The organism is Pseudomonas sp. Van50 (genome assembly GCF_055390755.1).
In genome coordinates, this window is sequence record NZ_AP024343.1 from 5,699,578 (window position 1) to 5,726,106 (window position 26,529).

24 protein-coding genes and 1 pseudogene are annotated in these 26,529 nt (G+C 62.2%); 14 read left to right on the plus strand and 11 right to left on the minus strand.

The window, feature by feature from the left end; genetic code table 11:
- Window positions 1-62 precede the first annotated feature (62 nt).
- The 5 genes and pseudogenes from ACZ5M5_RS24500 to ACZ5M5_RS24520 all read right to left on the minus strand — a co-directional run bounded on the left by ACZ5M5_RS24500 (window position 63) and on the right by ACZ5M5_RS24520 (window position 4,570).
- Window positions 63-572, minus strand: a complete 510-nt coding sequence (locus tag ACZ5M5_RS24500; RefSeq protein WP_060740839.1) for a CS1 type fimbrial major subunit — start codon at window positions 570-572, stop codon at window positions 63-65.
- A 126-nt stretch (window positions 573-698) separates the two neighbouring features.
- Window positions 699-1,181 carry a CS1 type fimbrial major subunit gene (locus ACZ5M5_RS24505; protein WP_092205154.1) on the minus strand — a complete coding sequence of 161 codons (483 nt, stop codon included), beginning with the start codon at window positions 1,179-1,181 and terminating at the stop codon, window positions 699-701.
- 45 nt (window positions 1,182-1,226) lie between these two features.
- Window positions 1,227-1,970, minus strand: a complete 744-nt coding sequence (locus ACZ5M5_RS24510) for a molecular chaperone (protein ID WP_464738104.1) — start codon at window positions 1,968-1,970, stop codon at window positions 1,227-1,229.
- A gap of 59 nt (window positions 1,971-2,029) precedes the next feature.
- A complete protein-coding gene (locus tag ACZ5M5_RS24515) occupies window positions 2,030-3,277 on the minus strand; it encodes a hypothetical protein (RefSeq protein WP_060740836.1) in 1,248 nt (415 codons plus the stop codon).
- Window positions 3,278-3,323: 46 nt separating this feature from the next.
- Window positions 3,324-4,570: pseudogene (locus ACZ5M5_RS24520) on the minus strand (hypothetical protein).
- Here ACZ5M5_RS24520 and ACZ5M5_RS24525 point away from each other — a divergent pair.
- Complete coding sequence (locus ACZ5M5_RS24525) at window positions 4,482-4,676, plus strand: hypothetical protein (RefSeq protein WP_177431694.1); 195 nt, start codon at window positions 4,482-4,484, stop codon at window positions 4,674-4,676. The pseudogene ACZ5M5_RS24520 and the gene ACZ5M5_RS24525 overlap by 89 nt on opposite strands.
- Before the next feature lie 43 nt (window positions 4,677-4,719).
- Here ACZ5M5_RS24525 and ACZ5M5_RS24530 read toward each other — a convergent pair whose 3' ends face one another.
- Both ACZ5M5_RS24530 and ACZ5M5_RS24535 read right to left on the minus strand, forming a co-directional pair.
- Entirely contained in the window at window positions 4,720-7,254 is a 2,535-nt protein-coding gene (locus tag ACZ5M5_RS24530) for a CS1-pili formation C-terminal domain-containing protein (protein ID WP_060740834.1), read from the minus strand.
- Window positions 7,255-7,379: 125 nt separating this feature from the next.
- Window positions 7,380-7,865, minus strand: a complete 486-nt coding sequence (locus tag ACZ5M5_RS24535) for a CS1 type fimbrial major subunit (RefSeq protein ID WP_060740833.1) — start codon at window positions 7,863-7,865, stop codon at window positions 7,380-7,382.
- Window positions 7,866-8,287: 422 nt separating this feature from the next.
- Between ACZ5M5_RS24535 and ACZ5M5_RS24540 the strand changes: the two genes are divergently transcribed.
- The 4 genes from ACZ5M5_RS24540 (at window position 8,288) to purT (ending at window position 11,628) form a co-directional block, all read left to right on the plus strand.
- Complete coding sequence (locus tag ACZ5M5_RS24540) at window positions 8,288-8,869, plus strand: PadR family transcriptional regulator (protein ID WP_060740832.1); 582 nt, start codon at window positions 8,288-8,290, stop codon at window positions 8,867-8,869.
- A complete protein-coding gene (locus tag ACZ5M5_RS24545; protein WP_060740831.1) occupies window positions 8,862-9,647 on the plus strand; it encodes a siderophore-interacting protein in 786 nt (261 codons plus the stop codon). The genes ACZ5M5_RS24540 and ACZ5M5_RS24545 overlap by 8 nt, the downstream gene beginning before the upstream one ends.
- A gap of 229 nt (window positions 9,648-9,876) precedes the next feature.
- Window positions 9,877-10,344 carry a preQ0 transporter gene (locus tag ACZ5M5_RS24550; RefSeq protein WP_060740830.1) on the plus strand — a complete coding sequence of 156 codons (468 nt, stop codon included), beginning with the start codon at window positions 9,877-9,879 and terminating at the stop codon, window positions 10,342-10,344.
- 102 nt (window positions 10,345-10,446) lie between these two features.
- Window positions 10,447-11,628 carry a formate-dependent phosphoribosylglycinamide formyltransferase gene (gene purT / locus ACZ5M5_RS24555; protein ID WP_103308456.1) on the plus strand — a complete coding sequence of 394 codons (1,182 nt, stop codon included), beginning with the start codon at window positions 10,447-10,449 and terminating at the stop codon, window positions 11,626-11,628.
- Between the two features lie 263 nt (window positions 11,629-11,891).
- On the opposite strand, the gene ACZ5M5_RS24560 is transcribed toward purT, so the two are convergent.
- Entirely contained in the window at window positions 11,892-14,306 is a 2,415-nt protein-coding gene (locus ACZ5M5_RS24560; RefSeq protein ID WP_464738105.1) for a glucose/quinate/shikimate family membrane-bound PQQ-dependent dehydrogenase, read from the minus strand.
- Between the two features lie 497 nt (window positions 14,307-14,803).
- On the opposite strand from ACZ5M5_RS24560, the gene ACZ5M5_RS24565 reads away from it, so the two are divergent.
- Both ACZ5M5_RS24565 and ACZ5M5_RS24570 read left to right on the plus strand, forming a co-directional pair.
- Window positions 14,804-15,034: a VF530 family protein gene (locus ACZ5M5_RS24565; RefSeq protein ID WP_003205228.1), complete on the plus strand. Its 231-nt coding sequence runs from the start codon at window positions 14,804-14,806 to the stop codon at window positions 15,032-15,034.
- 6 nt (window positions 15,035-15,040) lie between these two features.
- Window positions 15,041-15,703, plus strand: coding sequence for a Pr6Pr family membrane protein (locus ACZ5M5_RS24570; protein WP_464738106.1), 663 nt, complete (start codon window positions 15,041-15,043; stop codon window positions 15,701-15,703).
- Window positions 15,704-15,820: 117 nt separating this feature from the next.
- Here ACZ5M5_RS24570 and ACZ5M5_RS24575 read toward each other — a convergent pair whose 3' ends face one another.
- Genes ACZ5M5_RS24575 through ACZ5M5_RS24585 form a run of 3 tightly spaced genes read right to left on the minus strand, consistent with a single transcriptional unit; the run spans window position 15,821 to window position 17,167 of the window.
- Complete coding sequence (locus ACZ5M5_RS24575; protein ID WP_024619283.1) at window positions 15,821-16,030, minus strand: DUF1289 domain-containing protein; 210 nt, start codon at window positions 16,028-16,030, stop codon at window positions 15,821-15,823.
- Entirely contained in the window at window positions 16,027-16,551 is a 525-nt protein-coding gene (locus ACZ5M5_RS24580; protein ID WP_060740825.1) for a gamma carbonic anhydrase family protein, read from the minus strand. The genes ACZ5M5_RS24575 and ACZ5M5_RS24580 overlap by 4 nt, the downstream gene beginning before the upstream one ends.
- Window positions 16,552-16,567: 16 nt before the next feature.
- Window positions 16,568-17,167 carry a CoA pyrophosphatase gene (locus tag ACZ5M5_RS24585; RefSeq protein WP_092166302.1) on the minus strand — a complete coding sequence of 200 codons (600 nt, stop codon included), beginning with the start codon at window positions 17,165-17,167 and terminating at the stop codon, window positions 16,568-16,570.
- Window positions 17,168-17,313: 146 nt separating this feature from the next.
- Between ACZ5M5_RS24585 and ACZ5M5_RS24590 the strand changes: the two genes are divergently transcribed.
- The 7 genes from ACZ5M5_RS24590 to nagE all read left to right on the plus strand — a co-directional run bounded on the left by ACZ5M5_RS24590 (window position 17,314) and on the right by nagE (window position 26,359).
- Window positions 17,314-17,865, plus strand: coding sequence for an NUDIX hydrolase (locus tag ACZ5M5_RS24590; RefSeq protein ID WP_060740823.1), 552 nt, complete (start codon window positions 17,314-17,316; stop codon window positions 17,863-17,865).
- 40 nt (window positions 17,866-17,905) lie between these two features.
- Window positions 17,906-18,412, plus strand: coding sequence for a L,D-transpeptidase family protein (locus ACZ5M5_RS24595; protein ID WP_464738107.1), 507 nt, complete (start codon window positions 17,906-17,908; stop codon window positions 18,410-18,412).
- 783 nt (window positions 18,413-19,195) lie between these two features.
- Window positions 19,196-19,927, plus strand: coding sequence for a GntR family transcriptional regulator (locus ACZ5M5_RS24600; protein ID WP_060740822.1), 732 nt, complete (start codon window positions 19,196-19,198; stop codon window positions 19,925-19,927).
- 18 nt (window positions 19,928-19,945) lie between these two features.
- Window positions 19,946-21,052, plus strand: coding sequence for an N-acetylglucosamine-6-phosphate deacetylase (nagA, locus tag ACZ5M5_RS24605; RefSeq protein ID WP_060740821.1), 1,107 nt, complete (start codon window positions 19,946-19,948; stop codon window positions 21,050-21,052).
- Window positions 21,033-22,055, plus strand: a complete 1,023-nt coding sequence (locus ACZ5M5_RS24610) for an SIS domain-containing protein (protein WP_464738108.1) — start codon at window positions 21,033-21,035, stop codon at window positions 22,053-22,055. Before nagA ends, ACZ5M5_RS24610 begins: the two co-directional genes overlap by 20 nt.
- A gap of 41 nt (window positions 22,056-22,096) precedes the next feature.
- Window positions 22,097-24,610 (plus strand): phosphoenolpyruvate--protein phosphotransferase, encoded by a 2,514-nt coding sequence (gene ptsP / locus ACZ5M5_RS24615; RefSeq protein WP_464738109.1) that lies wholly within the window; start codon window positions 22,097-22,099, stop codon window positions 24,608-24,610.
- A gap of 33 nt (window positions 24,611-24,643) precedes the next feature.
- Window positions 24,644-26,359, plus strand: a complete 1,716-nt coding sequence (gene nagE, locus ACZ5M5_RS24620) for an N-acetylglucosamine-specific PTS transporter subunit IIBC (protein ID WP_464738110.1) — start codon at window positions 24,644-24,646, stop codon at window positions 26,357-26,359.
- Window positions 26,360-26,529: the final 170 nt, after the last annotated feature.

Genomic DNA, 26,529 nt, shown 5'->3' on the forward strand with positions numbered 1-26,529 from the left:
CGGGAATGTGGTGCAAGTACCCTGTGGCGAGGGGTTGCCCTCAGATCAGGGGTTGCCCCAGATCAGGGATTGACCCGAGGCACCGCGTCGAAGATCACGGTGAAGTCGGCGTTATACATGCCGGGAGAGAGAGGGCGAGTCGGCGAGTTCGCAACCACGATGTACATGTCCGCCTGGGTACCGGGTGTGGACGTGGCATCGTCGACGACTTCCTGAGGTCGGTCGTCCAGAGGTACACCGTTGAATAAAGCCCTCAGGGAGACAACATCGACACCGTTGGTCAAGTGGATGGCCCCTGTACTCGCCCCGTTCTCGATGTAGGCGTGGACCGAACCATCGGTGTTCTTTACGTCAAAGGTGTGGCGCAAAGGGGTGAATTTGTAGGTCAGGGGGTTGTAGTACATGTATTCGTCCTTACCAAAATCCGGATTCCGGGGCTGCACGTGGAACTGCTTGGTCGGAATGTTCGCCTCGATATGGATGGATGAACGTGCATCATCGGCGCCCAGCACCAGCGGCGAACTTAGCGCGGCAGTCCCCAAAGCAATAACGGATAAAACTTTCTTGAACATGCTTGATACCTTTTTTTTAGTAATAAAAAGCGCAGGAGCAAAACTTGCTCCCACCGTCACTGACCCAGCGCTCCCTCGCCACAGGAGTGCTGGTTCAAATGATCTTTGCCGCAGGGTTCGCGGTTGCTACGGCGCGGTGGCGTCGAACACCATGTGCACCGTGCCGTAGTAGTCCCCCGGCTTGTAATCGTCATCGGGCCTGATGGCGGCAATTTCCAGCGGCACCTGGCGTCCGGGCCGGGCTTCGGTGGCCGTGACCACCTGGGCCGAATCCAGGGTCAGTGCGACGCCATTGAAGGTCACCCGCAGATCGATGCGCTCACGTCCATTGGACAGATACGCCTCTTCCCCCAGGCGGGCACCGATGGCACCGTTGCTGTTCTTCACCTCGTAGGTGGCCCGCAACGGACTGAGCTCGCCGGTGATGGTGCTGAAGGGCAAGCGCTGTTCGCGCTGGACCAGTTGCGGGTCGAGGGGCACCACATGAAAGTCGGCGGTGGGGATGGTCACGTAGACCTCGAAGGTTTCCCGTTCGACCGCGCCCCAGGCCTGGACCCAGGGCAACATAAGGGCGCTCAGTGCGAGGGGGCGTACCAGTGTCTTGAACATATTTGATTACCTGTGGCGTCAACGACGGTTCGGCGACGGCGACCGTCAACCTTTGATCTCGACGTTTTTCTGCTCGCTGCCTTCGATCAGCGTGAAGCGATATTCGCGCCCCGCCTCCTTGTCGAACGAGAACGTCCGGCCGGCCATGATGTGGTGCTTGGTGGTGGGCCGGCACTCGTTCTCTTTCTTCGCTTCGCAGTCCTTGAACTCATCGATCACCAGCACACTGTTGCCGTTATTGCGTATCTGGTAGCGATTGGCGCCATCATCGATCACGGTCTCGAAGCGGGTGTCCTTGGGCCGTACGAAAAACACCGTGCCGTAGCCCGCCAGTACCTTGACCCCCGCCCCGACGCGCTCCTTCTTGTATTCCTCGCGCTCCTCCTTGCTGATGGCGAACTCGTCTTCGGCCTCCGGCACCACCGGCACGAAGCGCACGCGGAAGTACCGTTCCTTGTCGCGATTGCCCATGAACAGCAAGCGCGTGCCCTGCACCCCGTTGGCCGGCACGATCAGCCGCGCCGGGCTGGCCATCAACCCGTCCTTGGCCTGGGCACTGGCCTGGTTCTGCAGCGGCACTTCCTGGTAGCTGCCGTCCTCGTTATAGATAATCTCCAGGATGTTGACCTTGACGAACGCCGTGGACGTGCCGCCATTGAATATCCGCTTCATGTAGGTGGTCTTGTTGCCGTCCAGGTAGTCGTAGACCACCCCGACGCCGATCTGCGGACCGGCCTGGGCCACGCCGCAAAACAGATAGAGTCCAACCCATGCCAATAGATGTTTCATCGCTTTTCCAACCTCATGCATTTCACGCAACTCACTAAAAATCCTGGCCGACCGGCCGTTTAAATTTCAGAATCCCAGACCACCGTGACGTTGCCGGAGTAGGCCTTGGCGCCGCTGTCCAACATCTCCTCGACATTGCCGCGCACCACCTCGAAGTGCAGCGTTCCTGGCCGTCGATCGACATAAAACCCCGGCTGGATCAACTCGGTGCCCGTGCCGTCACGAAACAACGGGCGGTGGCTGATCGGTTGCCCGGCGGCATCCGTCAGGCCCTCGGGCAGGGTCACGCTGACCTCCACCGGCACGGCGTGCCCTGTGGCGGTTTCGGAGATGGCGCAGGTATTGGCGCTGACGTGCTGGCATTCGAGGGCCATCTTGAAGCGTGACGAGGCCGAGATATGAAAACGCTGGTCGCGGAACAATCGCGTGGGTTTGCGCCCGCTGTTCAGCCAGGCTTGCCAGCCTTCCTGGGGGACCAGTTCGACGCGGTTGCCGCCGGGGGGTACTTCTACTTTGAGGGTGTGTTCGACCGTCAGTTTGAGATTGAGGGTGATCACCGAATCCGTGGGGATCATCACATCCCCCATGTCAAAGTCCTGCCCTGGTCCGACGCCGTAGGTCAGAGAACCGGTATATAGGCCAGACGACATTTTCAAAGGGTTGGGTGTGCGCAGTTCGTAGGCGAAATCCAGATTGCGGTAGGACATGCTGGGGATCAGGTAATTGGCTCTTTTGGCGCACACACCTTCGGTAGGTGTCTTCCAGAAAAAGTTGTAGATATTGTGGTTGTAGGTCGAATAGCCGCTACCTCGACAAGGCGAAGGCGCATAAAGCCAACTGGAGCCGCTCCATAACCTCTGATGGGCCTGTAGAGCGTTTACGCCGCCGCCGACCAAATCAACCACGCTGCCAGGAAACTGATACCGCGAGCCCACGCCGGATATCCGCACTTGAACGATCTCTGTTTCGCCTGTACCGGTATGGGTCACCTGCGCCAAACGCCAGCTGGCCGGCACATCGAACATCGCCCCTTGCCGGGGATCCCCATGATTTGCCTGAATCGGACGAGCCGATTCGAAAGTAATGGGCACCTGAATACTGAACATTTTTTCCCGCTCACATACCGCCGGATACAGTCCGCAGTAACCCGATACCGGGGTGGTATTGAGAAAGGAGTTTTCATTGGGCTTCGAGGGATCCGGCCTGAAGATGGCGGTGACATCCTTGCTCACGGCATCAGCCGTCGATGCACAGGTCAACAACAACACCGAAACCATGCCTTGCACTGCCACTGGTAACTGCTTCATCTACACCCCACCCTCATATCGGCTCGGACTGGCCAAGCCACGCCTTTTAAACTTCCGAATCCCAGATCACCGTGACATCGCCGCTATAGCGCGTGGCGCCGCCGTCCAGCATCTCTTCGACGCTGCTACGGCCGATCTCGAAGTGCAGCATTCCCGGCCTGCGGTCGACATATAAGCCCGGCTGGAACAACTCGGTGCCACTGCCATCGCGCAACAGCCGGCGACGGTTGACCGGTTGCCCGCTGGCGTCCGTCAAGCCATCCGGCAGGGTCACGCTGACGTCCACCGGTACGGCATGGCCGGTGTCGGTCTCGGTAATCGCGCAGGTATTGCCGCTGAGGTGCTGGCATTCCAGCCCCATCTTGAAACGGGAAGAGGCGGAGATATGGAAACGCTGGTCGCGGAACAGTCGCGTCGGCTTGCGCCCGCTGTTGAGCCAGGCTTGCCAGCCGTCCTGGGGGACCAGCTCCACACGGTTGCCGCCGGGGGGGACTTCGACCTTGAGGGTGTGTTCGACGGTCAGGTTGAAGTTCAAGGTGAGTATCGGATCGGAAGGGATCATGACATCGCCCATGTCGAGGTCCTGGCCCGGCCCAACGCGGTAGGTCAACGATCCCGTGTAGAGACCGCTCGACATTTTCAGAGGGTTTGGGGTGCGCAGTTCGTAGGCGAAGTCCAGGTAGGTGTAACTCATACTAGGAATCAAGTAATTGGCTTTTTTGGCACAAGCGCTCTCTACCGGCGTCTTCCAGAAAAACATGTACCAGTTACTGCCATAAGCCCCCACACCGCTGTATTGACATGGCGAGGGCGCATTCACCCAACTGGAACCGCTCCATAACGCCTTATGAGCAGTGATGACATCTACGCCCCCCCGACCAAGTCGACGACGCTTCCAGGGAATTGGTACCGAGAACCGATACCGGACCAGCGTACTTCAACGGTTTCAGTCTCACCTGTAACTGAATGAGTCACCTGTGCGGTACGCCAATTGGCAGGGACTTTGAACATCGCACCTTGCCGGGCGTCTCCATGACCCGCCTGAATAGGGCTGGTCGAATTGGCGGTAAAAGGTAACCGAATGCTGAACATTCTTGCCGTCCCGCATTGAGCGGGATATTGCGCGCAGTAACCACTGACCGGCGTGGTATTAAGAAAAGTGTTCTCTTGAGGCTTCGAAGAGTCAGGCCTGAACACCGCACTGATGTCCCGGCTCACGGCATTGGCAGCAGGCACGCAAGCAAACAACAACACTGAAACCACGCTGCGCACGGCTACCGAAAAAGGTTTCATCTATACAACCTCATACATCAATGCGAATCCTTGCAGGTTTTTGGGGGAAAACTTCACCGTGGGAGCAAGGCTTGCCCGCGATGCAGGCACCCCGCTCTGCTGGTGAGTTGGCGTTATCGTTCATCGCGGGCAAGCCTTGCTCCCACAGCTCATGAACGCTGCTTCGCCGGGTCAGCCGCGGCCAACGTGCTATCGGCCAGGCTGTCCGGGGTGCAGCGCAGGTCGCCGATCATCAACACGTCGCCTTCCTCGCTGGCGGTTTCCGGGTCGAGGCGGAAGCGGCAGAACAACTCGTTGCCGTAGCGCACTTCCAGGGTCGGGGACGCGGCATTCATCTCCATGGAGAAGAACCCGTCCACCTCGCTGACGCCGCGGCTGGCGTGGTTGATCACGTGATGGCCCTTGAGCGGCTGGCCCTGTTCGTCCAGCAGGCGGCCGAGCACGGTCACGGTTTTCATCACGCTGACCTTGCGGTAGTCCACACCGCCCTTGTTCAGGTGATAGCGGGTGCGTGTGGGCTCGATGCTCGCCGCTGGCGGATGGACGCCCTCGAAGTCGAAGGTGACCATGCTGTTTTTATAAGCGGTGATCGGCACGAAGTTACGTCCCGGGTGCAACGTGGTGCTGCCGCCAGTCAGGTCGTCGGCGCGCAGGACGATGTTGTCCAGGTCGGTCTCAACGTCGACGATCATCCCTGCGCCGCGACCTTGCGGCACCCCGGTGAAGGTGGCTTTCTGGCCGCCCACGGCGACCGTGCTGCTGAGGTTCAGGCCGCCAGTAAGGTTGTCGTTGTAGGACGAGCGCTGGATGAAACCATCGCCGTAGAGCGAGTCGGTACTGAAGCTGGCGAGGCCGGACAGGCCCACGCCATAGGTATCGGCCAGCGCCGTGGCGGAAACGCTTTGCAACACGTGGTCCTGGAGGTCGCGACGATAGGTCAGCGAGGCATTGTTGTCCCGGTCGCCCTCGCGGGAGGTGCGGGTGCCAATGCTGCCCGACCAGTATTCGCCCGGGCCGCCCAAGGCCACGCTGAGGCTCAGGTCCACGCCGCGATTACGCCGGTCGTTGGTGCTCGAAGAGCCAGGACGGTCGAACACCGACAACCGCCAGTTGGCATCGCTGCCACGCAGCTTGCCGCGCTGGGTCCAGCCCAGGTCCAGGCCCGTGCCCTGGACATTGCCTTCGCTGTAGGCCAGCCGCCCGTTGATGGAGGTCTTGTTGCTCAAGCGATGATTGACCGACAGCGACGAGTTGCTGGTGTGGCCGACGTACACGTCGCGCTGGCGGATACGGGTGCCATCCGGCAGGGTCTCGTAGGTGTTGCGGGTATCCAGCCAGCTGCGGTTGTGGCTGGCCACGACGCTGCCACTGCCGTAGCTGTACATGCCCTGCAAGTCCATGCCATTGCCGTACTGTTCGGTCTGGTAGACATTGGCGTACAGGCTGGTACTGCTGGCCAGCGTCCAGTCCACCGAAGTGCCCACTTGCAGTTTGTCCTGCACCTGGCGCATGGAGCCCCCCAGGATCACCCGTGGGTGCAGCAGGTAATTGACGCCGAGGCCCGCCGTGGTGAAACCCGAGGGCTGGTCGTCCCAGTTGCTCCACAACCGGGTTTCGCGCCCGGCGAACAGGTTGTAGCGCCAGCGATCTTCCGTGCTGCTCCAATTGCTGGGTTTGTAGACCAGTTCCTGGCTGGTGGCGGTGGTTTGCCCGTCCTCGATCAGTCGAACTTCCACCTCGTAGATACCGCCAGGCAATGGCCGGGTGTCCAGGCTCTGCAAGCCGGCGCTGACGGCCTGGGTGTTGATCAACAGGCCGCTGCGATAAATCTCCACCGACGCCTGGCGGCTGGCGGTGACATAAATGGGGTAGACACTGGGCTTGGGATTGTCGACGACCAGGCTGTCGGAACTGCCGAACATAACCCCCAGCGCAGTGTCCGGGTTGGCGCCGAACGAACGGATCTGACGGTTCAGGCCATCGGAGCTGGGCGTGAAATAACCCAGGCGGAAAAATTGTCCTTCCAACTCTCGTTGGGTATAGAGCTCGTGGACGGCGTGGTAAATCTTGTCGTCCGGCCCGCCAAGACGCGAGAGCTGAAGGTCCAGGGACTGGCTCCAGTTGCCCACGCTGGAACTGGCGTTGAGGCCATAGCGCCCCCCCGTGTCCTGTTCCTGGCCACCATTGAGATTGAGTTGGTTATTGAAGATAAGACCGAAGCTGCCCTCTTTGGGCTGGTCGTAAAAACGCCGGGGCTCGGTCGAGCGCTCGACATCTTGGGTCAGGATCGACACCAATGAATTCTCGAGACTGTAATGCACGGCCAGCAACCCCGCCGAACAATTGGTTTCACAGGCGCCGAGCGTGATGCCCTGCTTGAGGCGTTGTTCCCATTGCTCGCGTTCGACAGCCTTGATCGAACTCTCCTGGGTTTCGGTGAACTCGAGCAGGGTAATACGATCATCTCGCGTCAAGACCACCATGGCCTCACCGAGATACTGTTGATTGAGTTCAATACGAACCGCGAGCGGCACATCGAAGAAGTGGGCTTCAAACTCCGCCGGTAACCCCTTGGCCTGGGACAGCAGGCTCGTGGGTGTCGTACCGGGTGCAGTTGGCGCGGCCAATGCATTGGCGCACAACAATAGCGCGAGCGCACCTGCGATGGGTGTCATCGAAAACATCAACGGGACTCTCATTATCAGCGAGCTATCAAGGCATTCCAGGTACAGGCCTGCCGGCTGGGGAGCGCCGGCAGGCCTGTCGCGCGGCCCGGGAAGAGGTGGAACTCACCGGGCGGCAGAGGGCATTACGGGCGCGGCACGGCGTCGAAGATGACGGTCATGTCAGCGGTGTATACGCCGTTCTGAGTAGCCAGAGGCTTGGCCGGGCTAATGGTCATCTCAGCCTGGGTGCCCGGTGTGGAGGTCGCGTCGTCCACCACTTCCTGGGGGATGGCGGTCAGGGTGACACCGTTGAAAGCGGTGGTCAGGGCGATGGCATCGCTGCCGTTGAACAGCGAAGCCGGGCCGTTTTCGATGTAGGCGTTGACCGAACCTTCGGTGTTCTTCACGTCGTAGGTCTGGCGCAGCGACGTCAGGGTGCCGCTGACGGTGTTGTAGTTCATGGTTTCATTCTTACCCCAGTTCGGGTCACGTGGCTGCACGTGGAACTGCTGGGTCGGAATGTTCGCCGTGATGTGGATGGAGGAACGCGCATCATCCAGAGCGAACGCCAGCGAAGAACTCAGGGCCGCGGCGGTCAGGGAAGCTGCGGTTACGATTTTCATGAGCATTGTTAACACCTGTTCATAGCAATAAAGAGGGAAGGGTTGAAGTTGCAGGCCAAATACAGCTTGGCGTGCCCCTTTCAACGCCGGTGCATGATCGTCGCTCTTTAATTAAAAATAAGCAGGAAAGTTCGCATAGGCTTGTAGTAAAGCGAACATACAACACAGAGAAAAATACGCAATTTTCGATAAAACGTAACTTTTAATGTAAGAGCATTCCCACATTCCCACTAGTTACGGTTAATACTTCCTGATACCCATCCAGTTTCGTCCCGCAAACTTAAGGGATTCAGGTAAGGTCATACTTCACCTCTTGTAGGACACAACTAAGATATATCTTCATTTCAAGATGTATCTATATAAGCGAAGATATATCTGAAGTCAAAGATATATCTCGGTTCTATTTATGCGCAACAGAGAGCAAACACATGACAGTCCTTTATTCCCCTTCCTCTCATGAACAGGGTCGTCAGGATGGCTTCGAACGACGCCCGTCCGGTCGCGATCGCGGCAGTCGCGGCCCACGGGTTTTCGCCGCTGGCGACTTGAAATTGCTGTTGCTGGCCCTGATTGCCGAGAAACCTTGCCACGGCTACGAGCTGATCCGGCAGATCGAGTCCATGTTCGACGGTGCCTACAGCCCCAGCCCCGGCGTGATCTACCCGACCCTGACCCACCTTGAAATGGGTAAGATGATCAGCGGCGACGCCGAGGGTGGAAAAAAATGTTACAGCGCGACCGATGCCGGACGTCTATTCCTTCAAGACCAGGCCGAAGCGCTGGACGGCGTGCGGATGCGCATCGAAACCAGCAAGCGCACCCTGCGTGACCAGGATCGGCCTGCCGAGATCCACGAAGCGGTGGGTCACCTGCGTGATGCGCTACAGATGCATCAAGGCCGCTGGAGCCCGGAAGAAATCCTGCGGGTAAGCGGCCTGCTCAACGACACCGTCAAAGCCATCGTCGACGGCCCTGCCCGTCCCTCAGTTTCGGAGTCAAGCAATGACTGAACACGATCCAAACACCATTCACCGCGTCAGCCACGAGATCAAGCGTCGCCGCCTGCAAGTGTTGCAAGTGGTGGACCTGACCCCACGCATGCGCCGTATCACCCTCGGCGGGCCGGAACTGGCCGGGTTCGCCAGCCTGGGCACGGATGACCATGTGAAATTGCTGTTCCCACAGAACGCCGAGGAACAGGCCGCCCTGGATAACTTCAACCCCAGCGCGGGCAAGGCCCAGGGCCCGATGCCCGAGATGCGCGACTACACGCCACGGCGCTATGACCTGGACACCTTGGAGCTGGACATCGATTTCGTGCTCCACGGCGACGGCCCTGCCTCGACCTGGGCGGCCCAGGCCGCCCCCGGGCAATACCTGAACATCGCCGGGCCCCGGGGCTCGATGATCGTGCCGGACATCTTTGACAGCTACCTGCTGGTCGGCGACGAAACCGCCCTGCCCGCCATCGCCCGCCGCCTCGAAGGCCTGGCGCCGAACCGACGGGCCCTGGTGGTGGTTGAAGTGGAAAACGGCGCCGAACAGCAGATCCTCCAGAGCCCGGCGCAGGTCCAGGTGATCTGGGTATTGCGCGAAGGCCGCCAGGACAACCTGCTGCGAACCGTGCAACAGCTGGAAATGCCCGGCGGCAAGCTGTACGCCTGGGTCGCGACCGAGAGCAAGGTGTCGCGGCAGATTCGCAAGGTGTTGCTGGAGGAGAAAGGGTTGGACCAGGACTTTGTGAAGGCCGTGGGGTATTGGAAGGCGGAGGGTAGTGAGGAAGATTGAGAGACTGGCGGCGGCTGAACTACCCTGTCCACTGGACACACAGCCCCCTGTGGCGAGGGAGCTTGCTCCCGCTGGGGCGCGAAGCGGCCCCAAAACCTGACAACCCGGTGTATCAGGAAAATTGAGTTGGCTGCATTGGGGCTGCTGCGCAGCCCAGCGGGAGCAAGCTCCCTCGCCACGGGGACATCGCTGTTCTTAATGATTCACAAGACATTTCACCAGGTATCCCATGCTCTTCCTCCTCGCCTATATCGCCAGCGTCGTGCTGATCAACTTCGCGTTTTCCGCCGCGCCGCACCTGGACATCATCTGGTCGGCCTGGGGCGGGCTGGTGTTCATCCTGCGAGACATGGTGCAGACGCGTTTCGGCCATGGCGCCATCGTGGCGATGCTGGTGGCGCTGGTGTTGTCCTACGTCACTTCGGACCCGACCATCGCCCTGGCCAGCGCCACGGCATTCGCCGTGTCCGAGTGCATCGACTGGCTGGTGTTCACGATCACCAAGCGCCCGCTCCATGATCGGCTGTGGATCAGTTCGGCCCTGAGCATTCCCCTCGACACCTTCATTTTCTTCGGCCTGATCGATGCCCTGACGCCAGGCGTGGTGATCACCGCCCTGGCCTCGAAATTCGCCGGGGTCACGGTCGTCTGGCTGATCATGGCCTGGCGTTTGCGCAAGCAAACCGTCGCCACCTGAAGCCAAACCCCGCTGTTCATGTAAAATGCCGCGCTTTCTCCCCATGGGAAGCTCGCCCGGCGCGCGCCCCCCGATGATCCGCTCCTGTTTGAGGACCTTCAGATGACCCGTATCGGAACCCCATTGTCGCCCACCGCGACCCGCGTTTTGTTGTGTGGCAGCGGTGAGCTGGGCAAGGAAGTGGTAATCGAGCTGCAGCGCCTGGGCGTCGAGGTGATTGCCGTGGATCGCTACGCCAACGCGCCGGCCATGCAAGTGGCCCACCGCAGCCATGTGATCAACATGCTCGACGGCGCCGCCCTGCGTGCGGTGATCGAGGCCGAGAAACCGCACTTCATCGTGCCGGAAATCGAAGCCATCGCCACCGCCACCCTGGTGGAACTGGAAGCCGAAGGCTTCACCGTGATCCCCACCGCCCGCGCCGCGCAGTTGACCATGAACCGTGAAGGCATCCGGCGCCTGGCCGCCGAAGAGCTGGGCCTGCCGACGTCGCCGTATTTCTTCGCCGACACCGTCGAAGACTACCGCAAGGCTGTGGAAACCCTGGGCTTCCCCTGCGTGGTCAAGCCGGTGATGAGTTCCTCGGGCAAGGGCCAGAGCCTGTTGCGCAGCACCGATGACGTGCAGAAAGCCTGGGACTACGCCCAGGAAGGCGGCCGTGCCGGCAAGGGCCGGGTGATCATCGAAGGCTTTATCGATTTCGACTATGAAATCACCCTGCTCACTGTGCGTCATGTCGGCGGTACCACCTTCTGCGCGCCCGTCGGCCACCGTCAGGAAAAAGGCGACTATCAGGAATCCTGGCAGCCCCAGGCCATGAGCCCGGTGGCCCTGGCCGAATCCGAGCGCGTGGCCAAGGCCGTGACCGAGGCCCTGGGTGGTCGTGGCCTGTTTGGCGTCGAGCTGTTCATCAAGGGCGACCAGGTGTGGTTCAGCGAAGTCTCGCCACGCCCGCATGACACGGGTCTGGTGACGCTGATTTCCCAGGACCTGTCGCAGTTCGCCTTGCACGCCCGCGCCATTCTCGGCCTGCCAATCCCGCTGATCCGCCAGTTCGGCCCCTCGGCGTCGTCGGTGATCCTGGTGGAAGGCCAATCGACCCAGACCGCGTTCGCCAACCTGGGCGTGGCCCTGAGCGAACCGGACACCGCCCTGCGCCTGTTCGGCAAACCGGAAGTCAACGGCCAGCGCCGCCTGGGCGTGGCCCTGGCCCGCGACGAATCCATCGAAGCGGCCCGTGCCAAGGCGACCCGTGCCTCGCAAGCGGTGAAGATCGAACTGTAAGGCTTGCAGGAACAAGGCCTATGGGTGCAAGCCTGTGGGAGCAAAGCTTGCTCGCGATACAGGCGACTCGGTTTCAAAGACCGTGTTGTGTTCATCGCGGGCAAGCCTTGCTCCCACAGACCTTGCTCCCCACAGCAAGCTTTGCTCCCTACAGGCTGAACTACTCCCACAAGCTTTGCCACACCAAGCCTTTCTACATTGCTGGATAAATAAAAAGGCGACACCCGCAAGGGTGTCGCCTTTTTCATGGGCGCCGGTTTTGCTTAATCCGGCAGCTTGTAGGCAATCACATAATCACCCTGCTTGGTCCCCAGGGAGCCATGACCACCCGCAACGACCAGCACGTATTGCTTGCCGTCCTTGCCGGTGTAGGTCATCGGCGTGGTCTGGGCGCCGGCGGGCAGGCGGCCTTCCCACAGCTGCTTGCCGTTTTTCACGTCATAGGCTCGCAGGTACTGGTCCAGCGTACCGCTGAGGAATGCCAGGCCGCTGCCAGTGGTAAACGTACCCCCCAGGCTCGGAACCCCCATGCTCAACGGGATCGGGACCGGCGAGCTGTCGCGCACGGTGCCGTTCTTGTGTTTCCACAGGGTCTTGTTGTTGGTCAGGTCCACCGCCGCGACATAACCCCACGCCGGCGCCTGGCAAGGCAGGCCCATCGGCGAGAGCAGCGCTTCGAGGATCACGCCATACGGCGCGCCTTTGTTCGGCTGCACGCCTTCGGTTTCGCTCTTGCGACCCGGACCACCGGCCACTTCCGCCGCTGGCACCAACTTCGACTTGAACGCCATGTAGCTCGGGTTGACGAAGGCGATCTGGCGCACCGGGTCCACCGAAATGCCGCCCCAGTCGAATACGCCGAAGTTGCCCGGGTAGACGATCGAGCCTTGCAGCGACGGCGGCGTGAACATGCCGTCATAGCGCAGCGACTTGAAGTCGATCCGGCACAACATCTGGTCGAACGGGGTCACGCCCCACATGTCGCGTTCCTTGAGGACCGGCGGCACGAAGTTCAGGTCGGACATCGGTTGGGTCGGCGAGGTGTGGTCGCCCTCCACCGCGCCTTGCGGCACCGGGATTTCCTTGATCGGCACGATCGGCTGGCCATTGCTGCGGTCCAGCACGTAGATGCTGCCCTGCTTGGTCGACGCCAGGACGGCGGGTTTCACGCCATCGGCGGTCTTCATGTCCATCAGCGTCGGTTGACCGCCGACGTCCATGTCCCACAGGTCGTGGTGGGTGAACTGGAAGTACCAGCGCACCTTGCCGGTGGCAATGTCCAGGGCGGTCAGGCCGGCGGCGTATTTTTCCGATTCCGGGGTACGCAGGCCACCGAACTGGTCGGGGGTCTGGTTACCCATCGGCAGGTAGAGCATGCCGAGTTTTTCATCGACGCTGAACATGGACCACATGTTCGGCGAGTTGCGGGTGTAGGTCTGGCCTTCGGCAATCGGCGTGGTGTCGTCCGGGTTGCCGCTGTCCCAGTTCCATACCAGCTTGCCGGTGTGTACGTCGTAGGCGCGGATCACACCGCTCGGCTCGTCGGTGGAGACGTTGTCGGTGACGTGGCCGCCGATCACTACCAGGTTCTGGGTGACCGCCGGTGGCGAGGTGGAGTAGTAACCGCCGGCCGTGAAGCCGCCGATGTTGGCGGTGAGGTCGACCTGGCCTTTGTCGCCGAAGTCTTCACACATCTTGCCGGTGTCGGCGTTGAGGGCGATCAGGCGGGTGTCGGCGGTCGGCAGGAAGATCCGCCGCGGGCAGACGGTGCTGGCCGGTGCGGTGCTGGCGGTGCCGGTGGGGCTCTGTTCGGCGGAGGCGTACACCGCGTCATCGTGATAGGTCACGCCACGGCAGGTCATGTGGGCCCAACCTTTGAAGTTTTCCGCTTTTTGCGTGGAAAGCTTCGGATCGAAACGCCAGATTTCCTTGCCGGTTTCAGGCTCCAGGGCAATCACCTGGCTGTGAGGCGTGCACACGTAGAGCATGCCGTTGACCTTCAGCGGAGTGTTTTCGGCGGTGGTTTCACCCGGATCGTTCGGCCCTGGCAGGTCGCCAGTGCGGTAGGTCCAAGCTTCTTTCAGCTTGCTGACGTTCTCGGGGGTGATCTGCGCCAGCGGCGAATAGCGGTCGCCGTGGGCGCTGCGGCCATAGGAGTTCCAGTCGCCGTCCGGCATGGCCGGAGCGGTGTTGGTCATGCCCGGCACGGCGTCACGGTCCAATTGACCTTTGATTTCACCCGGGTTGGTGAACTGGCTGGCGAGCGCCGCGACACCGGCGATGACCACGGCGGCGCCCAGTGCGCGGGTACCCGTGGCCGAGGCGTCGGCGGTCAACAGCGGACGGCGGAACCACGGCAGCAACATGACGATGCCCAGGGCAAACAGCATTGCCAGGCGCGGCACCAGTTGCCACCAGTCCAGGCCCACTTCCCACAGCGCCCACACGGTGCTGGCGAACAGCACCAACGCGTACAGGCCGAGGGCCGCGCGACGGGCCATGATCAGCAGCACGCCGGTCAGCGCCAGGCCGATCCCGGCCAGCAGGTAATACCACGAGCCGCCCAGCGTGCTCAGCTTGACTCCCCCGGCCAGCAGGGCCAGGCCCATCAATAGAAGCAGAATGCCGAGCAGGCTCGGTAGCAGACGGCTTCGACTCAAAGCACCCTCAGTGCTCATAGTGTGATTCTCCGTGATGTTTTAAGGAGGCCCGCGCAAGTAGTCACTGTAGATGACGATCTTGAGGGGGCATGGTTCAGTTGAAAAAGGCAAATTGGCTGCCGCGATCCCTGTGGGAGCGAGCTTGCTCGCGATGGCGGCGTGTCAGTCAGCTTCAATGTCGAATGTGCAATCGTTATCGCAAGCAAGCTCGCTCCCACAGGAATTCACCAAGACAGCGCTGTCTTTCAGGGTCAGGACATCGGGCATTCATCAGATCTTTCAGCAGGAATGAGCTGGACGCAGAGGCTTCGGCACAACAGAAGAAGCGTTTCAGCAGGCGGCGCAAGGATAATGTCCTGCTCTCGATAGAGAAAGGGCTTTTGTTGACATGGATCATCTCGGATTTGGTAACAGTGCGCCTGGCCCGGGAGCCCCACGATGAAGGCTATGCTTCCACCACAAGGGCACCTCGGCTAAGGTGCGCGGCTTTACCCTTTTTTGCGCGAAGGCCTCCCATGACCGAACCCAACAACAACCCGCTGCACGGCGTGACGCTGGAGCAGATCCTCAACGCCCTCGTGCAGCACTACGAATGGTCGGGCCTGGCTGAACGCATCGATATCCGCTGCTTCAAAAGTGACCCCAGCATCAAGTCGAGCCTGACCTTCTTGCGCAAGACCCCGTGGGCGCGGGAGAAAGTCGAGCGCTTGTACATCAAGTTGATGCGCACCAAACGGCCGGTCTGAGCCGCCGTGGAGATTGATAGAGGTCCTCGCCTCACCCTGCGCCAGCGCTTCGTGTCGGTCACCGCGCTGCTGGCCTGGGCGGGGTTGAGCATCCAGTTGTATCTGATCCTGCTGGGTCGCTGGGAACTGGGGGCGAGCCTGCTGGGCGGGTTGGTGAGTTTCTTCAGTTTCTTCACGGTGCTGACCAACCTGTGGGTGGCGGTGGTCCTGACCTGGGAGCTGACCCCTCGCCCAGCCCCGGCCCGCCGCTGGTTCCTGCAGCCCAGCGTACGCAGTGGCGTTGCCGTGAGCATCGCCCTGGTCAGCCTGGCCTACAACCTGCTGCTGCGCCACCTCTGGCAACCCGAAGGCTGGCAGTTCGTGGCCGACGAACTACTGCATGACGTGGTGCCCTTGCTCTACATCGTCTATTGGTGGCGCTGGGTGCCCAAAGGCAGCTTGCGCCTGGGCCACATCGGGTTGTGGATGATCTATCCCCTGGTCTATTTCGCCTATGTCCTGCTGCGGGGGGATTTACTGGCGGCCTACCCCTACCCTTTCATCGACGTGGCGAGCCTGGGTTATCCACAGGTGTTCATCAATGCCGGGGGGATACTGGCGGGATTTGTCGGGATTGCACTGACGGTGCTGGGGTTGGATCGGTGGACGGGATTCAAGCAAACACCATGATCCCCTGTGGGAGCGAGCTTGCTCGCGATAGCGGTGGTCAGCGCGAGACACTGTTGAATGTGCCTCCGTCATCGCGAGCAAGCTCGCTCCCACAGGGGTTGTGTTCCATCTCCGACATCACCGCCTCGCCGGCAACATCCACACCAACCCACTGGCCTTGGCCCGTTCATGACACAACGCCAGGACCCCGCGGCGTTCGTCGTTGTCCATCCGGCTCCACCGGGTGATTTCCGCCACGGTGCGCTGGCAGCCGGTGCAGATGTCGTCATCGTCCAGCGCGCAGATGTTCACGCAGGGCGAAGGCACCGGGCGTTCAGGGGCGCTCATGGTTCCTGCTCGGCCAGGTCGCGGGCGTAGCGCTGGGAGTTGTGCACATAGTGCGCCGCGCTGGCCACGAGCATGTTCTTCTGGGCTTCGGTCAATTCACGCACCACCTTGCCGGGCGAGCCCATCACCAGTGAGCCGTCGGGAATTTCCTTGTTTTCGCCGATCAGCGCATTGGCGCCGATGATGCAGTGCTTGCCGATCTTCGCGCCGTTGAGGATCACTGCGTTGATGCCGATGAGGCTGTAGTCGCCCACCGTACAGCCATGGAGCATGGCGTTGTGGCCGATGGTCACGCCGGTGCCGATGGTCAGTGGATAACCCATGTCGGTGTGCATCACCGTGCCGTCCTGCACGTTGCTGTCCTTGCCGATCAGGATCAGCTCGTTGTCGCCGCGCAGCACGGCGTTGAACCAGACATTGGCGCCCTCTTCGAGGCGGACCTTGCCCACCAGCGTGGCGTTGGGTGCGACCCAGCTCTGTGGGTGGGTTTCGACACGGGCATCGCCCAGGCGGTATTTCATGGGAATCCTCGGGGCATCAGGTATTGATGAAACTCTTTGGCGGGGTGTGCAGGTCGATCCCGGCGTCGTACAGCAGGTTGACCAGCTCGACGATCATGATCGCCGTCAGCCCCCAGATCTTGTACTCGCCAAACCGATAGCTGGGCACGTACCAACTGCGCCCCTGGTAATCGATCCGGTGCGTGTGTTCGCGCGGATCCTTGCGGAAAAACTCCAGCGGCACGCTGAATACCGCCGCGATCTCGGCATCGTTGGCCTGGTATTCGACGTAGTCTGGAATCACCCCGACATAGGGCGTGACCTTGATGCCATGCAGCGAGATCAACGGGCTGAGGGGGCCGATCACTTCCACCAGGCCGGGCGGCAGGCCGATTTCTTCTTCGGCTTCGCGCAGGGCGGTGAAGATCAGGTCCGGGTCTTCCGGGTCGCGACGCCCACCGGGGAACGCCACTTCACCGCCATGGGTCGAGAGCCCACTGGCGCGCAGGGTCAGTACCAGCTCCGGTTCATCACTGCGGGTGATCGGCACCAGCACCGCGGCTTCAGGAAAACGTCGGTCGGCCTGCAGATCGTGCGGGGTATGGTTGCTTACTCGATGCAGTAGCTCGTCCAGCATGAGACTTCTCGATTTATTCGCTACCTTGCATCATGCACCAATCATTCAAGCGGCCCAACCCCCGCACCGCGTCGTGTCGCGAAACGACAACTTGCCGACACCGGCCCGCGCACGCCAAGATAGGCGCAGCATTCAGGAACCCAAGCATGAAATTCTGCAGCCAGTGCGGTAACCCGGTGACCCAGCGCATACCCGAAGGCGACTCGCGCCTGCGCTTCGTTTGCGACACCTGCCACACCATCCACTACCAGAACCCCAACATCGTGGCCGGTTGCGTACCGACCTGGGGTAGCAAAGTCCTGTTGTGCCGGCGTGCCATCGAGCCGCGGCGCGGTTACTGGACCCTGCCGGCAGGTTTCATGGAGAACGGCGAGACCATCGAACAGGCCGCCGTGCGCGAAACTGCCGAAGAGGCTTGCGCCCGGGTGCGAAACTTGAGCATCTATACGCTGATTGACGTACCGCATATCAGCCAGGTACATGTATTCTTCCGCGCCGAACTGGTGGACGAGGACTTCGCCGCCGGGCCCGAGAGCCTGGAAGTGAAGTTGTTCGAAGAAGCGGAGATTCCCTGGGACGAGCTGGCTTTCCGTACGGTGGGCCGCACCCTGGAATATTTCTATGCCGACCGCCGGGCCGAGGATTACCCGGTGCGATCCGAATCGATCCCGCCGCTGGCTCAGCCGGCCAACACCTGAAAACCCATACAGTCGAAACACCTCTAGGGATATCGTTTCAATGCGCTGGTTGCTTGTCCTGTTCTGCTTGTCGTTCACCACTGTGTCCCAGGCCGCCGCGGTGGGAACCTACAACGGCAAGGTCATCGAAAAAGTGCTGGTGCTCAAGTCCGCTCATCAATTGCAATTGATCAACGACGGCAAGCCGCTCAAGACCTATCGCATCTCCCTGGGCAAGGGCGCCAAGAAAGGCCCCAAGCTGATCGAGGGCGACAAGCGCACCCCCGAAGGTTTTTATTGGCTGGACTGGCGCAAGACCAGTGACCGGTTCTACCTGTCGATGCACATTTCCTACCCCAACATCAGCGACGCCGCCCGCGCCCGCCGTGAAGGCGTGGAGCCGGGGGGCATGATCATGATCCACGGCACGCCTGATTCGGAGGAAAACCCTGAACAGCTGTTCCATACGCTGGACTGGACCGATGGCTGCATCGCCATGCGTAACGTGGACATGCGCGAAGTCTGGAACCTGGTGCCGGATGGCACGATGATCGAAATTCGTCCGTAACCCCCTGTGGCGAGGGAGCTTGCTCCCGCTGGGCTGCGCAGCAGACCCAAAGCAGGCAACTCCACTTGCCTGACACACCGGGTTGTCAGGTTTTGAGGCCGCTTCGCGCCCTAGCGGGAGCAAGCTCCCTCGCCACAAAAGCCCTCTGGTCCGGCATCAAATCTTCGTTGCCTGATCTGGCCTCATCGCGAGCAAGCTCGCTCCCACAGTAGTTTTGTGTTGTGCATAACCCCCTGTGGGAGCGAGCTTGCTCGCGATGAGGCCGGCACTTATTGCATCAAGTCCGAAGCGCTACCCGGTCCAAGGCCTTGTTCGCCCCCCCCAACTCAATCACCTGCGTATCCCCTTGTGGCGAGGGAGCTTGCTCCCGCTGGGCTGCGCAGCAGACCCAAAGCAGGCAACTCCATTTGCCTGACACACCGGGTTGTCAGGTTTGAGGCCGCTTCGCGCCCTAGCGGGAGCAAGCTCCCTCGCCACGACAGCTCGTTAGCCTTGATAGGCTCGGACGACCGCCCGTCAGCATCGAAAAATAAAATCAAAAAAAAACCATCTTCAGAAATTACCTACAGATGAATACCAGTTCACCCCGTAGGCGTTGTCGCGGCTGCAGATCTTTGCGTTCGAACTCCCTTCCACTAATACCACTTCAATCCCACCCCGAAAAAACCCTTTAACAACGCCTCTATAACCCAGGAAAGCGGCGTTGACATGGTATTCAAGTGGTATTAGCTTCCACCCCACTTACCGAGCGACAACAACTCAATAACCGCATCGGACACCGATATGAACGACATCCTGGCCCTGCGCCCTGACGACACCCAACCCACGCCGCTGTACCTGCAATTGGCGCGAAACCTGGAGACGGCGATTCATGCCGGCCAGTGGAAAGCCGAGCAGGCGATGCCGTCCGAGCGCAGCTTGAGCGAGCAACTGGGCATTTCCCGAGTCACCGCGCGCAAGGCCTTGGAAGTGCTGTTCGAACAAGGCTTGATTCGCCGCAACCAGGGTTCGGGCACCTTTATCACCCCGCGCCTGGAACAGCCGCTGTCACGCCTCAGCGGCTTCAGCGAGATGCTGCGGCTCAAGGGCTTTGTGCCCGGGTCCCAATGGCTGGAACGGGAAATCACCCCGCCCACCCACGAAGAACTGATCCGCCTGGGCCTGTCGCCCACCGACAAAGTCGCGCGGCTCAAGCGCCTGCGCAAGGCCGACGACACGGTCATGGCCATCGAGATGAGCACCCTGCCCGCCTCGATCATCCCCAAGCCGCAAGCGGTGGGCGATTCCCTCTACGCCTTTCTCGACGGCATCGGCAAGCCGGTGGTGCGCGCCCTGCAACACATCCAGGCCATCAACGCCTCGGACGAATTCGCCGCCCTGGTGGGCATCGCCCCCGGCACCGCGATGTTGCTGATGACCCGGGTCGGCTACCTGGAAGACAACACCCCCATCGAAGTCACCGACACCTATTGCCGCAACGACTACTACGACTTTGTCGCAGAGCTGCGGCGCTAGACGAGCAGAGAATTTCCCATGTCCGAAGACAACATCCTCACCTGTGACGGCTGGGTTCGCGGCCGCCTGCTCCATGAGCACGGTAGAGTCGTGGCCATCGAAGGCCAGCCCTGCGATCCGGCGAGCAACGACCTGCCCTACCTGCTGCCCGGCTTTATCGACTTGCATGTCCACGGCGGCGGCGGCAAGGACATCATGCAAGGGGCTTCGGCGTTCGAGACCATCGCCCGCACCCACCTGCGTTTTGGCACCACCGCACTCTTGGCCACCACCATGACCGCGCCCAGCGAAGAGATCGCCAGCGTGCTGCAGGCCCTCGGCGAGTTCTGTGAGCAGCGTCCGAACGGCAGCGCCCGGGTCCTGGGCGTGCACTTGGAAGGCCCTTACATCAACCCCGGAAAACTCGGCGCGCAACCGAATTTCGCCCACACCGCGCTGCTGGCCGAGGTGGAGAGCTACCTGGCCCTGGCGCCGATCCGGGTGATTACCATCGCCCCGGAAATCGCCGGCCATGATGCCTTGATCCGTGCCCTCAGCGCCCGAGGCGTGCGCATGCAGATCGGCCATACCCTGGGCAGCTACGAAGAAGGCGTCGCGGCGTTGGCGGCCGGGGCCAGCAGTTTCACTCACCTGTACAACGCCATGAGTCCGTTGCATCACCGCGAGCCAGGTATCGTCGGTGCGGCCCTCGCCCATGCGCAATATGCCGAGTTGATCCCGGACTTGCTCCACGTGCACCCCGGTGCGATGCGCGTGGCCTTGCGTTCGATCCCGTGCCTGTATTGCGTCACCGACTCCACCGCCGCCGCCGGCATGCCCGACGGCGAATACAAGCTGGGCAGCCACACCGTGACCAAGTGCCTGGGCGGGGTGCGCCTGGCCGATGGCACCCTGGCCGGCAGCACCCTGACCATGGACCAGGCCCTGCGCAACCTGGTGAAAATCGGCCTGCCCATCGCCGAAGCCTCCCAGCGTCTGTCCCAGTTTCCCGCCGACTACCTCGGCCTGCCCGAGCGCGGTCGCCTGCAGCCCGGTGCCTGGGCCGACTGCGTACGCCTTGACCGTTCCCTGACCCTGACCGACGTGATGGTCGAAGGAGAAGCCATTGACTTCCAAAATGCTTGAAGAGGCCCTGGCCTCCCATGAAGCGGTCGAGCGCCAGTTGCAGCGACTGGACCCGGCCCTCGAGGAAATCGCCGGACGCCTGCGCCGCCAGCCACCGCAAGTGGCGATGACTGTCGCCCGGGGCAGCTCCGATCACGCCGCCAGCTATTTCGCTTACCTGACCATGCAGCAACTGGGCATCCCGGTGGCCTCGCTGCCGATGTCGGTGGTGACCATGCAACAGGCGCCGCTGAAGGTCAGCGGCCAAGTGGCGTTCGGTTTTTCCCAGTCGGGACAGAGCCCGGACCTGGTGAACAGCCTGCGCCTGTTGCGCAAGCGTGGCGCCTTGAGCGTGGCCCTGGTCAACGCCACCGACTCGCCTCTGGAAGCCGCCTGTGAATTCAGCGTGCCGTTGTGTGCCGGCGTCGAGAGCAGCGTCGCCGCGACCAAGAGCTTCATTGCCACCCTCAGCGCCAGTGCGCGACTGGTGGCCCACTGGAAAGCTGACGCCGAGTTGCTCGAAGCCGGCGGTGCCCTGCCCGAGGGCCTGCGCGAGGCCGCCCGCCAGGACTGGCACAGCGCTGTCGACGCCCTGCGCGACTGTCAGCGGTTGATGGTGATCGGCCGGGGCGCCGGGTTCGCCATCGCCCAGGAAGCAGCACTCAAGTTCAAGGAAACCTCGGCGATCCAGGCTGAGGCTTTCAGCAGTGCCGAAGTTCGCCACGGGCCCATGGCGCTGATCGACCATGACTACCCCCTGCTGGTGTTCGCCCCGCGCGGTGCCGAACAGGCCGGCGTGTTGAGCCTGGCCGCGGACATGCGCCAGCGCGGTGCCCGGGTCCTGCTGGCGGCACCTGATGACATTGTCGAACGCGACCTGACCTTGAGCCGCGCCGAACACCCGGCCCTGGACCCGATCCTGGCGATCCAGAGCTTCTACGCGATGGCCGCGAGCCTGGCCGTGGCCCGAGGCCTGGACCCGGACCAGCCACGGCACCTGAGCAAGGTCACCCGTACCCACTGATCCGACTGCTTTTCAAACAAGAGCCTGAAGAGAGCGAGCCCATGCCCAACAACAATAAAGAGCTGATCCTCAGCGCCCCCCTCAGCGGCCCGGTGCTCACCCTCGCCAATGTCCCGGACGCGGTGTTCGCCAGCGGCGCCATGGGCGATGGGATCGCCATCGACCCGCTGAACGACACCCTCTACGCACCGTGCGACGCTGAAGTGATCCACGTCGCCCGCACCGGCCACGCCGTGACCCTGCGGGCCGACAATGGCGCCGAACTGCTGCTGCACCTGGGCCTGGATACGGTCGAGCTGCAGGGCGACGGGTTTTCCATGCTGGTCAAGGAAGGTGCACGGGTCAGCCATGGCCAGCCGCTGCTGCGTTATGACATGGATAAAGTGGCGCTGCGCAGCAAGAGCCTGGTCAGCCTGCTGGTCATCACCAACGGCGAACACTTCCAGGCGCGGCCCATCACCCTCAAAGGGGTGAAGGTCGGCGAGCCGCTGCTGCACATTCTCGCCAAGGCCGTCGGCCAGGCGGAACATCACGACCAAGACGGTGGCATCGAAGTGTTCGGCCAGGTCCGCATCGCCCATCGCGGCGGTCTTCACGCCCGCCCGGCGGCGCTGGTGCGCCAGACCGCGCAAGGCTTCAAGAGCCGCTCGCAGCTGCACTTCAGCGGCAAGTCAGCCTCGTGCGACAGCGTAATGGGGATGATGGGGCTGGCCATCACCGAACAGGCGCAAGTGCACGTCAGTTGCCGGGGCAGCGATGCCGAGGCGGCGCTGCAAGCCTTGCTGACGACCTTATCCACAGCCCTGGTGGAAGAAGCCCATGCCAGCGCGCCGCCGCCCGAACCACCACGGGCGAATGCAGAAGAAGGTGTGTTGCATGGCGTATGTGCCGCGCCCGGGCTGGTGACTGGGCCGCTGGTTCGGTTGAGCGGCATTCAATTGCCGGAAGACATCGGCGGCCATGCCGTCGAAGAGCAGCGCCAACGTCTGAGTGACGCTCTGGCCCAGGTCCGTGGCGACATCCACCTCACGCTGGAGCACGCCCGGGCCAAGAAGCATCACGATGAAGAGGCGATCTTCAGTGCCCACCTGGCGCTGCTGGAGGACCCGGTGCTGTTGGATGCCGCCGACCTCTTCATCGAACAAGGCAGTGCCGCGCCCCACGCCTGGAGCCGCTCCATCGACACGCAATGCCAGGTCCTGCAACAACTGGGCAGCACGCTGCTGGCCGAGCGCGCCAACGACTTGCGTGATTTGCGCCAACGGGTCCTGCGGGCGTTGCTGGGTGGAGCCTGGCAATTCGACGTCGCGGCGGGCGCCATCGTCGCCGCCCAGGAACTGACCCCGTCGGACCTGCTGCAACTCAGCGCCCAAGGCGTGGCCGGCGTGTGCATGGTCGAGGGCGGCGCGACGTCCCATGTGGCGATCCTGGCCCGGGGCAAAGGCCTGCCGTGCCTGGTGGCGCTGGGCGAGGCACTGCTTGCACAGGCGCCAGGGCAATCGGTGGTGCTAGACGCTGACGGTGGCCGCCTCGAACTGACGCCAACCGTCGAGCGCCTGGCGCAGGTGCGGCAAGCACAGACCCGACGCACGGCCCTGCGCGCCCAACAACAGAGCCTCGCCCACACGCCGGCGCGGACCGTCGATGGCGTGGAGGTGGAAGTCGCCGCTAACGTGGCCTCCAGCGCCGAAGCAGGCGAAAGCTTGGCCAACGGTGCCGATGGCGTTGGCTTGTTACGCACCGAATTTCTCTTCGTCGACCGCCACACCGCCCCCGACGAAGAAGAGCAGCGCCAGGCTTATCAAGCCGTGCTCGAGGCCATGGGCGACAAACCGGTGATCATTCGCACCATCGACGTCGGCGGTGACAAGCAACTGGACTACCTGCCCCTGCCGAGCGAAGCCAACCCGGTACTGGGCCTGCGCGGCATTCGCCTGGCCCAGGTGCGACCGGATCTGCTTGACCAGCAACTGCGCGCCTTGCTGCAAACCCGTCCGCTGGACCGCTGCCGGATCCTGTTGCCCATGGTCACCGAAGTCGACGAGCTGCTGCACGTCCGCCAACGCCTCGATGCCCTTGGCTCTGAACTGGGCCTGGGCGAACGCCCGCAACTGGGGGTGATGATCGAAGTGCCGGCCGCCGCGTTGCTGGCCGAACAATTGGCCGAACATGCGGATTTCCTCTCCATCGGCACCAACGACCTGTCGCAATACACCCTGGCCATGGACCGCGACCACGCCGGCCTCGCCGCCCGGGTCGATGCCTTGCACCCCGCGTTGCTGCGGCTGATCGCCCAGACCTGCGCCGGTGCCGCCAAGCATGGGCGTTGGGTCGGCGTGTGCGGGGCCCTGGCCTCGGACCCGTTGGCCACGCCTGTACTGATCGGCCTGGGTGTACGGGAACTGTCGGTCAGCCCGCCGCAGATCGGCGAAATCAAGGACCGCGTGCGCCACCTCGACGCCGCGCAATGCGCTCGCTTGAGCAACGAACTGCTGAACCTGGGCAGCGCACTCGCGGTACGCCGTGCCTGCCATCGACACTGGCCCCTGGGCTGAGCCACTTCGAAGAACAATAAAGGGAGAGACGCCATGTACCAGCATTTCATCGAAGGGCTGCAACGCCTCGGCCGGGCACTGATGCTGCCCATCGCGATCCTGCCCATCGCCGGCCTGTTGCTGCGCCTGGGCGACACCGATCTCTTGGACATCGCCATCATCCACGATGCCGGCCAGGCGATTTTCGCCAACCTGGCGATGATCTTCGCCATCGGCATCGCCGTGGGCTTCGCCCGGGACAACAACGGTACGGCGGGGTTGGCCGGAGCCATCGGCTACCTGGTGATGATCGCGACCCTGAAGGTGCTCGATGCCAGCATCAACATGGGCATGCTCGCCGGGATCATCAGCGGCCTGCTGGCGGGGGCGCTGTACAACCGCTTCAAGGACATCAAGCTGCCGGAGTACCTGGCGTTCTTTGGTGGCCGGCGCTTCGTGCCGATTGCCACCGGCTTCAGCGCCGTCGGGCTGGGCGTGGTGTTCGGCCTTATCTGGCCACCGATCCAGCAGGGTATCAACGGTTTCGGCGCCTTGCTGATGGAAAGCGGCAGTTTCGGCGCCTTCGTGTTCGGGGTGTTCAACCGATTGCTGATCGTTACCGGCCTGCACCACATCCTCAATAACATGGCCTGGTTCATCTTCGGCAGTTTCACCGACCCCGCCACCGGTGCGGTGGTCACCGGTGACCTGAGCCGTTATTTCGCCGGCGACCCCAAGGGTGGCCAGTTCATGACCGGCATGTTCCCGGTGATGCTCTTCGGCCTGCCCGCCGCGTGCCTGGCGATGTACCGCAATGCCTTGCCCCAGCGGCGCAAGGTCATGGGTGGGATCCTGCTGTCCATGGCGCTGACCTCGTTTCTGACCGGTGTCACCGAGCCGATCGAATTCGCCTTCATGTTCCTCGCGCCCTTGTTGTTCCTGGTCCACGCGCTGCTCACCGGTGTGTCGATGGCCGTGACCAATCTGCTGGGCATTCACCTGGGCTTTACCTTCTCCGGCGGCTTCATCGACATGGTCCTGGGCTGGGGCAAATCCACCAACGGCTGGTTGGTCGTCCCGGTGGGCCTGGCCTATGCGGCAATCTATTACCTGGTGTTCGACTTCTGCATCCGCCGCTTCGACCTGAAGACCCCGGGGCGTGAAGAGGTACCGGCAGGCGACAAACCGGCCATCGCCGAAAACCAGCGGGCCGCGGCCTACATCCAGGCCTTGGGCGGCGCTGACAACCTGATCACCATCGGTGCCTGCACCACGCGTTTGCGGCTGGACATGGTGGATCGCAACAAGGCCTCCGACGCCCAGCTCAAGGCCCTCGGCGCCATGGCCGTGGTGCGCCCAGGTAACGGCGGGAGCCTGCAGGTGGTGGTGGGGCCGATGGCCGACAGCATTGCCGATGAAATCCGCCTGGCGGTGCCCTCCTCCCTTCGCCCGGTCACCGCACCGGTGCCGAATGCCCCTGCACCGACAACGCCTGCCGCCCTTTCCAGCACTGAAGCGCAACAATGGCTGGACGCCCTCGGAGGCCAGGACAATGTCCTGCAACTCGAGTGCGTGGCGACGAGCCGGCTACGGGTGCGGCTGGCCGATGACAAGGGCTTGTCGGAAAGCCGGCTCAAAGGGTTGGGGTGTCAGGGTATGAGCTCGTTGGAGGATGGCGTCTGGCACTTGCTGCTGGGGGAGAAGGCGCCGCGGTTATGGCAGGCATTGGACGGCCTGGCGCATGGCCGCAAGGTCGATGCAGGGGCCTAGTGTTCTACCGGGATTTTTGTATTCGTCTTTCGATTTATCGCGAGCAAGCTCGCTCCCACAGTGGCTGGGTGTTGTTCACAAAACCTGTGATCGGCACCTGCTCCTGTGGGAGCGAGTTTGCTCGCGATGAGGCCGGTACTTACTGCATCAAGTCCGAGCCTGTACCCAAC

Bases quoted from the DNA above. Each gene is read 5' to 3' on its own strand.
- ACZ5M5_RS24500 (WP_060740839.1), bottom strand. From the start codon at position 572: ATGTTCAAGAAAGTTTTATCCGTTATTGCTTTGGGGACTGCCGCGCTA.
- ACZ5M5_RS24505 (WP_092205154.1), bottom strand. From the start codon at position 1,181: ATGTTCAAGACACTGGTACGCCCCCTCGCACTGAGCGCCCTTATGTTG.
- ACZ5M5_RS24510 (WP_464738104.1), bottom strand. From the start codon at position 1,970: ATGAAACATCTATTGGCATGGGTTGGACTCTATCTGTTTTGCGGCGTG.
- ACZ5M5_RS24515 (WP_060740836.1), bottom strand. From the start codon at position 3,277: ATGAAGCAGTTACCAGTGGCAGTGCAAGGCATGGTTTCGGTGTTGTTG.
- ACZ5M5_RS24525 (WP_177431694.1), top strand. From the start codon at position 4,482: ATGTCCCGGCTCACGGCATTGGCAGCAGGCACGCAAGCAAACAACAAC.
- ACZ5M5_RS24530 (WP_060740834.1), bottom strand. From the start codon at position 7,254: ATGTTTTCGATGACACCCATCGCAGGTGCGCTCGCGCTATTGTTGTGC.
- ACZ5M5_RS24535 (WP_060740833.1), bottom strand. From the start codon at position 7,865: ATGCTCATGAAAATCGTAACCGCAGCTTCCCTGACCGCCGCGGCCCTG.
- ACZ5M5_RS24540 (WP_060740832.1), top strand. From the start codon at position 8,288: ATGACAGTCCTTTATTCCCCTTCCTCTCATGAACAGGGTCGTCAGGAT.
- ACZ5M5_RS24545 (WP_060740831.1), top strand. From the start codon at position 8,862: ATGACTGAACACGATCCAAACACCATTCACCGCGTCAGCCACGAGATC.
- ACZ5M5_RS24550 (WP_060740830.1), top strand. From the start codon at position 9,877: ATGCTCTTCCTCCTCGCCTATATCGCCAGCGTCGTGCTGATCAACTTC.
- purT (WP_103308456.1), top strand. From the start codon at position 10,447: ATGACCCGTATCGGAACCCCATTGTCGCCCACCGCGACCCGCGTTTTG.
- ACZ5M5_RS24560 (WP_464738105.1), bottom strand. From the start codon at position 14,306: ATGAGCACTGAGGGTGCTTTGAGTCGAAGCCGTCTGCTACCGAGCCTG.
- ACZ5M5_RS24565 (WP_003205228.1), top strand. From the start codon at position 14,804: ATGACCGAACCCAACAACAACCCGCTGCACGGCGTGACGCTGGAGCAG.
- ACZ5M5_RS24575 (WP_024619283.1), bottom strand. From the start codon at position 16,030: ATGAGCGCCCCTGAACGCCCGGTGCCTTCGCCCTGCGTGAACATCTGC.
- ACZ5M5_RS24580 (WP_060740825.1), bottom strand. From the start codon at position 16,551: ATGAAATACCGCCTGGGCGATGCCCGTGTCGAAACCCACCCACAGAGC.
- ACZ5M5_RS24585 (WP_092166302.1), bottom strand. From the start codon at position 17,167: ATGCTGGACGAGCTACTGCATCGAGTAAGCAACCATACCCCGCACGAT.
- ACZ5M5_RS24590 (WP_060740823.1), top strand. From the start codon at position 17,314: ATGAAATTCTGCAGCCAGTGCGGTAACCCGGTGACCCAGCGCATACCC.
- ACZ5M5_RS24595 (WP_464738107.1), top strand. From the start codon at position 17,906: ATGCGCTGGTTGCTTGTCCTGTTCTGCTTGTCGTTCACCACTGTGTCC.
- ACZ5M5_RS24600 (WP_060740822.1), top strand. From the start codon at position 19,196: ATGAACGACATCCTGGCCCTGCGCCCTGACGACACCCAACCCACGCCG.
- nagA (WP_060740821.1), top strand. From the start codon at position 19,946: ATGTCCGAAGACAACATCCTCACCTGTGACGGCTGGGTTCGCGGCCGC.
- ptsP (WP_464738109.1), top strand. From the start codon at position 22,097: ATGCCCAACAACAATAAAGAGCTGATCCTCAGCGCCCCCCTCAGCGGC.
- nagE (WP_464738110.1), top strand. From the start codon at position 24,644: ATGTACCAGCATTTCATCGAAGGGCTGCAACGCCTCGGCCGGGCACTG.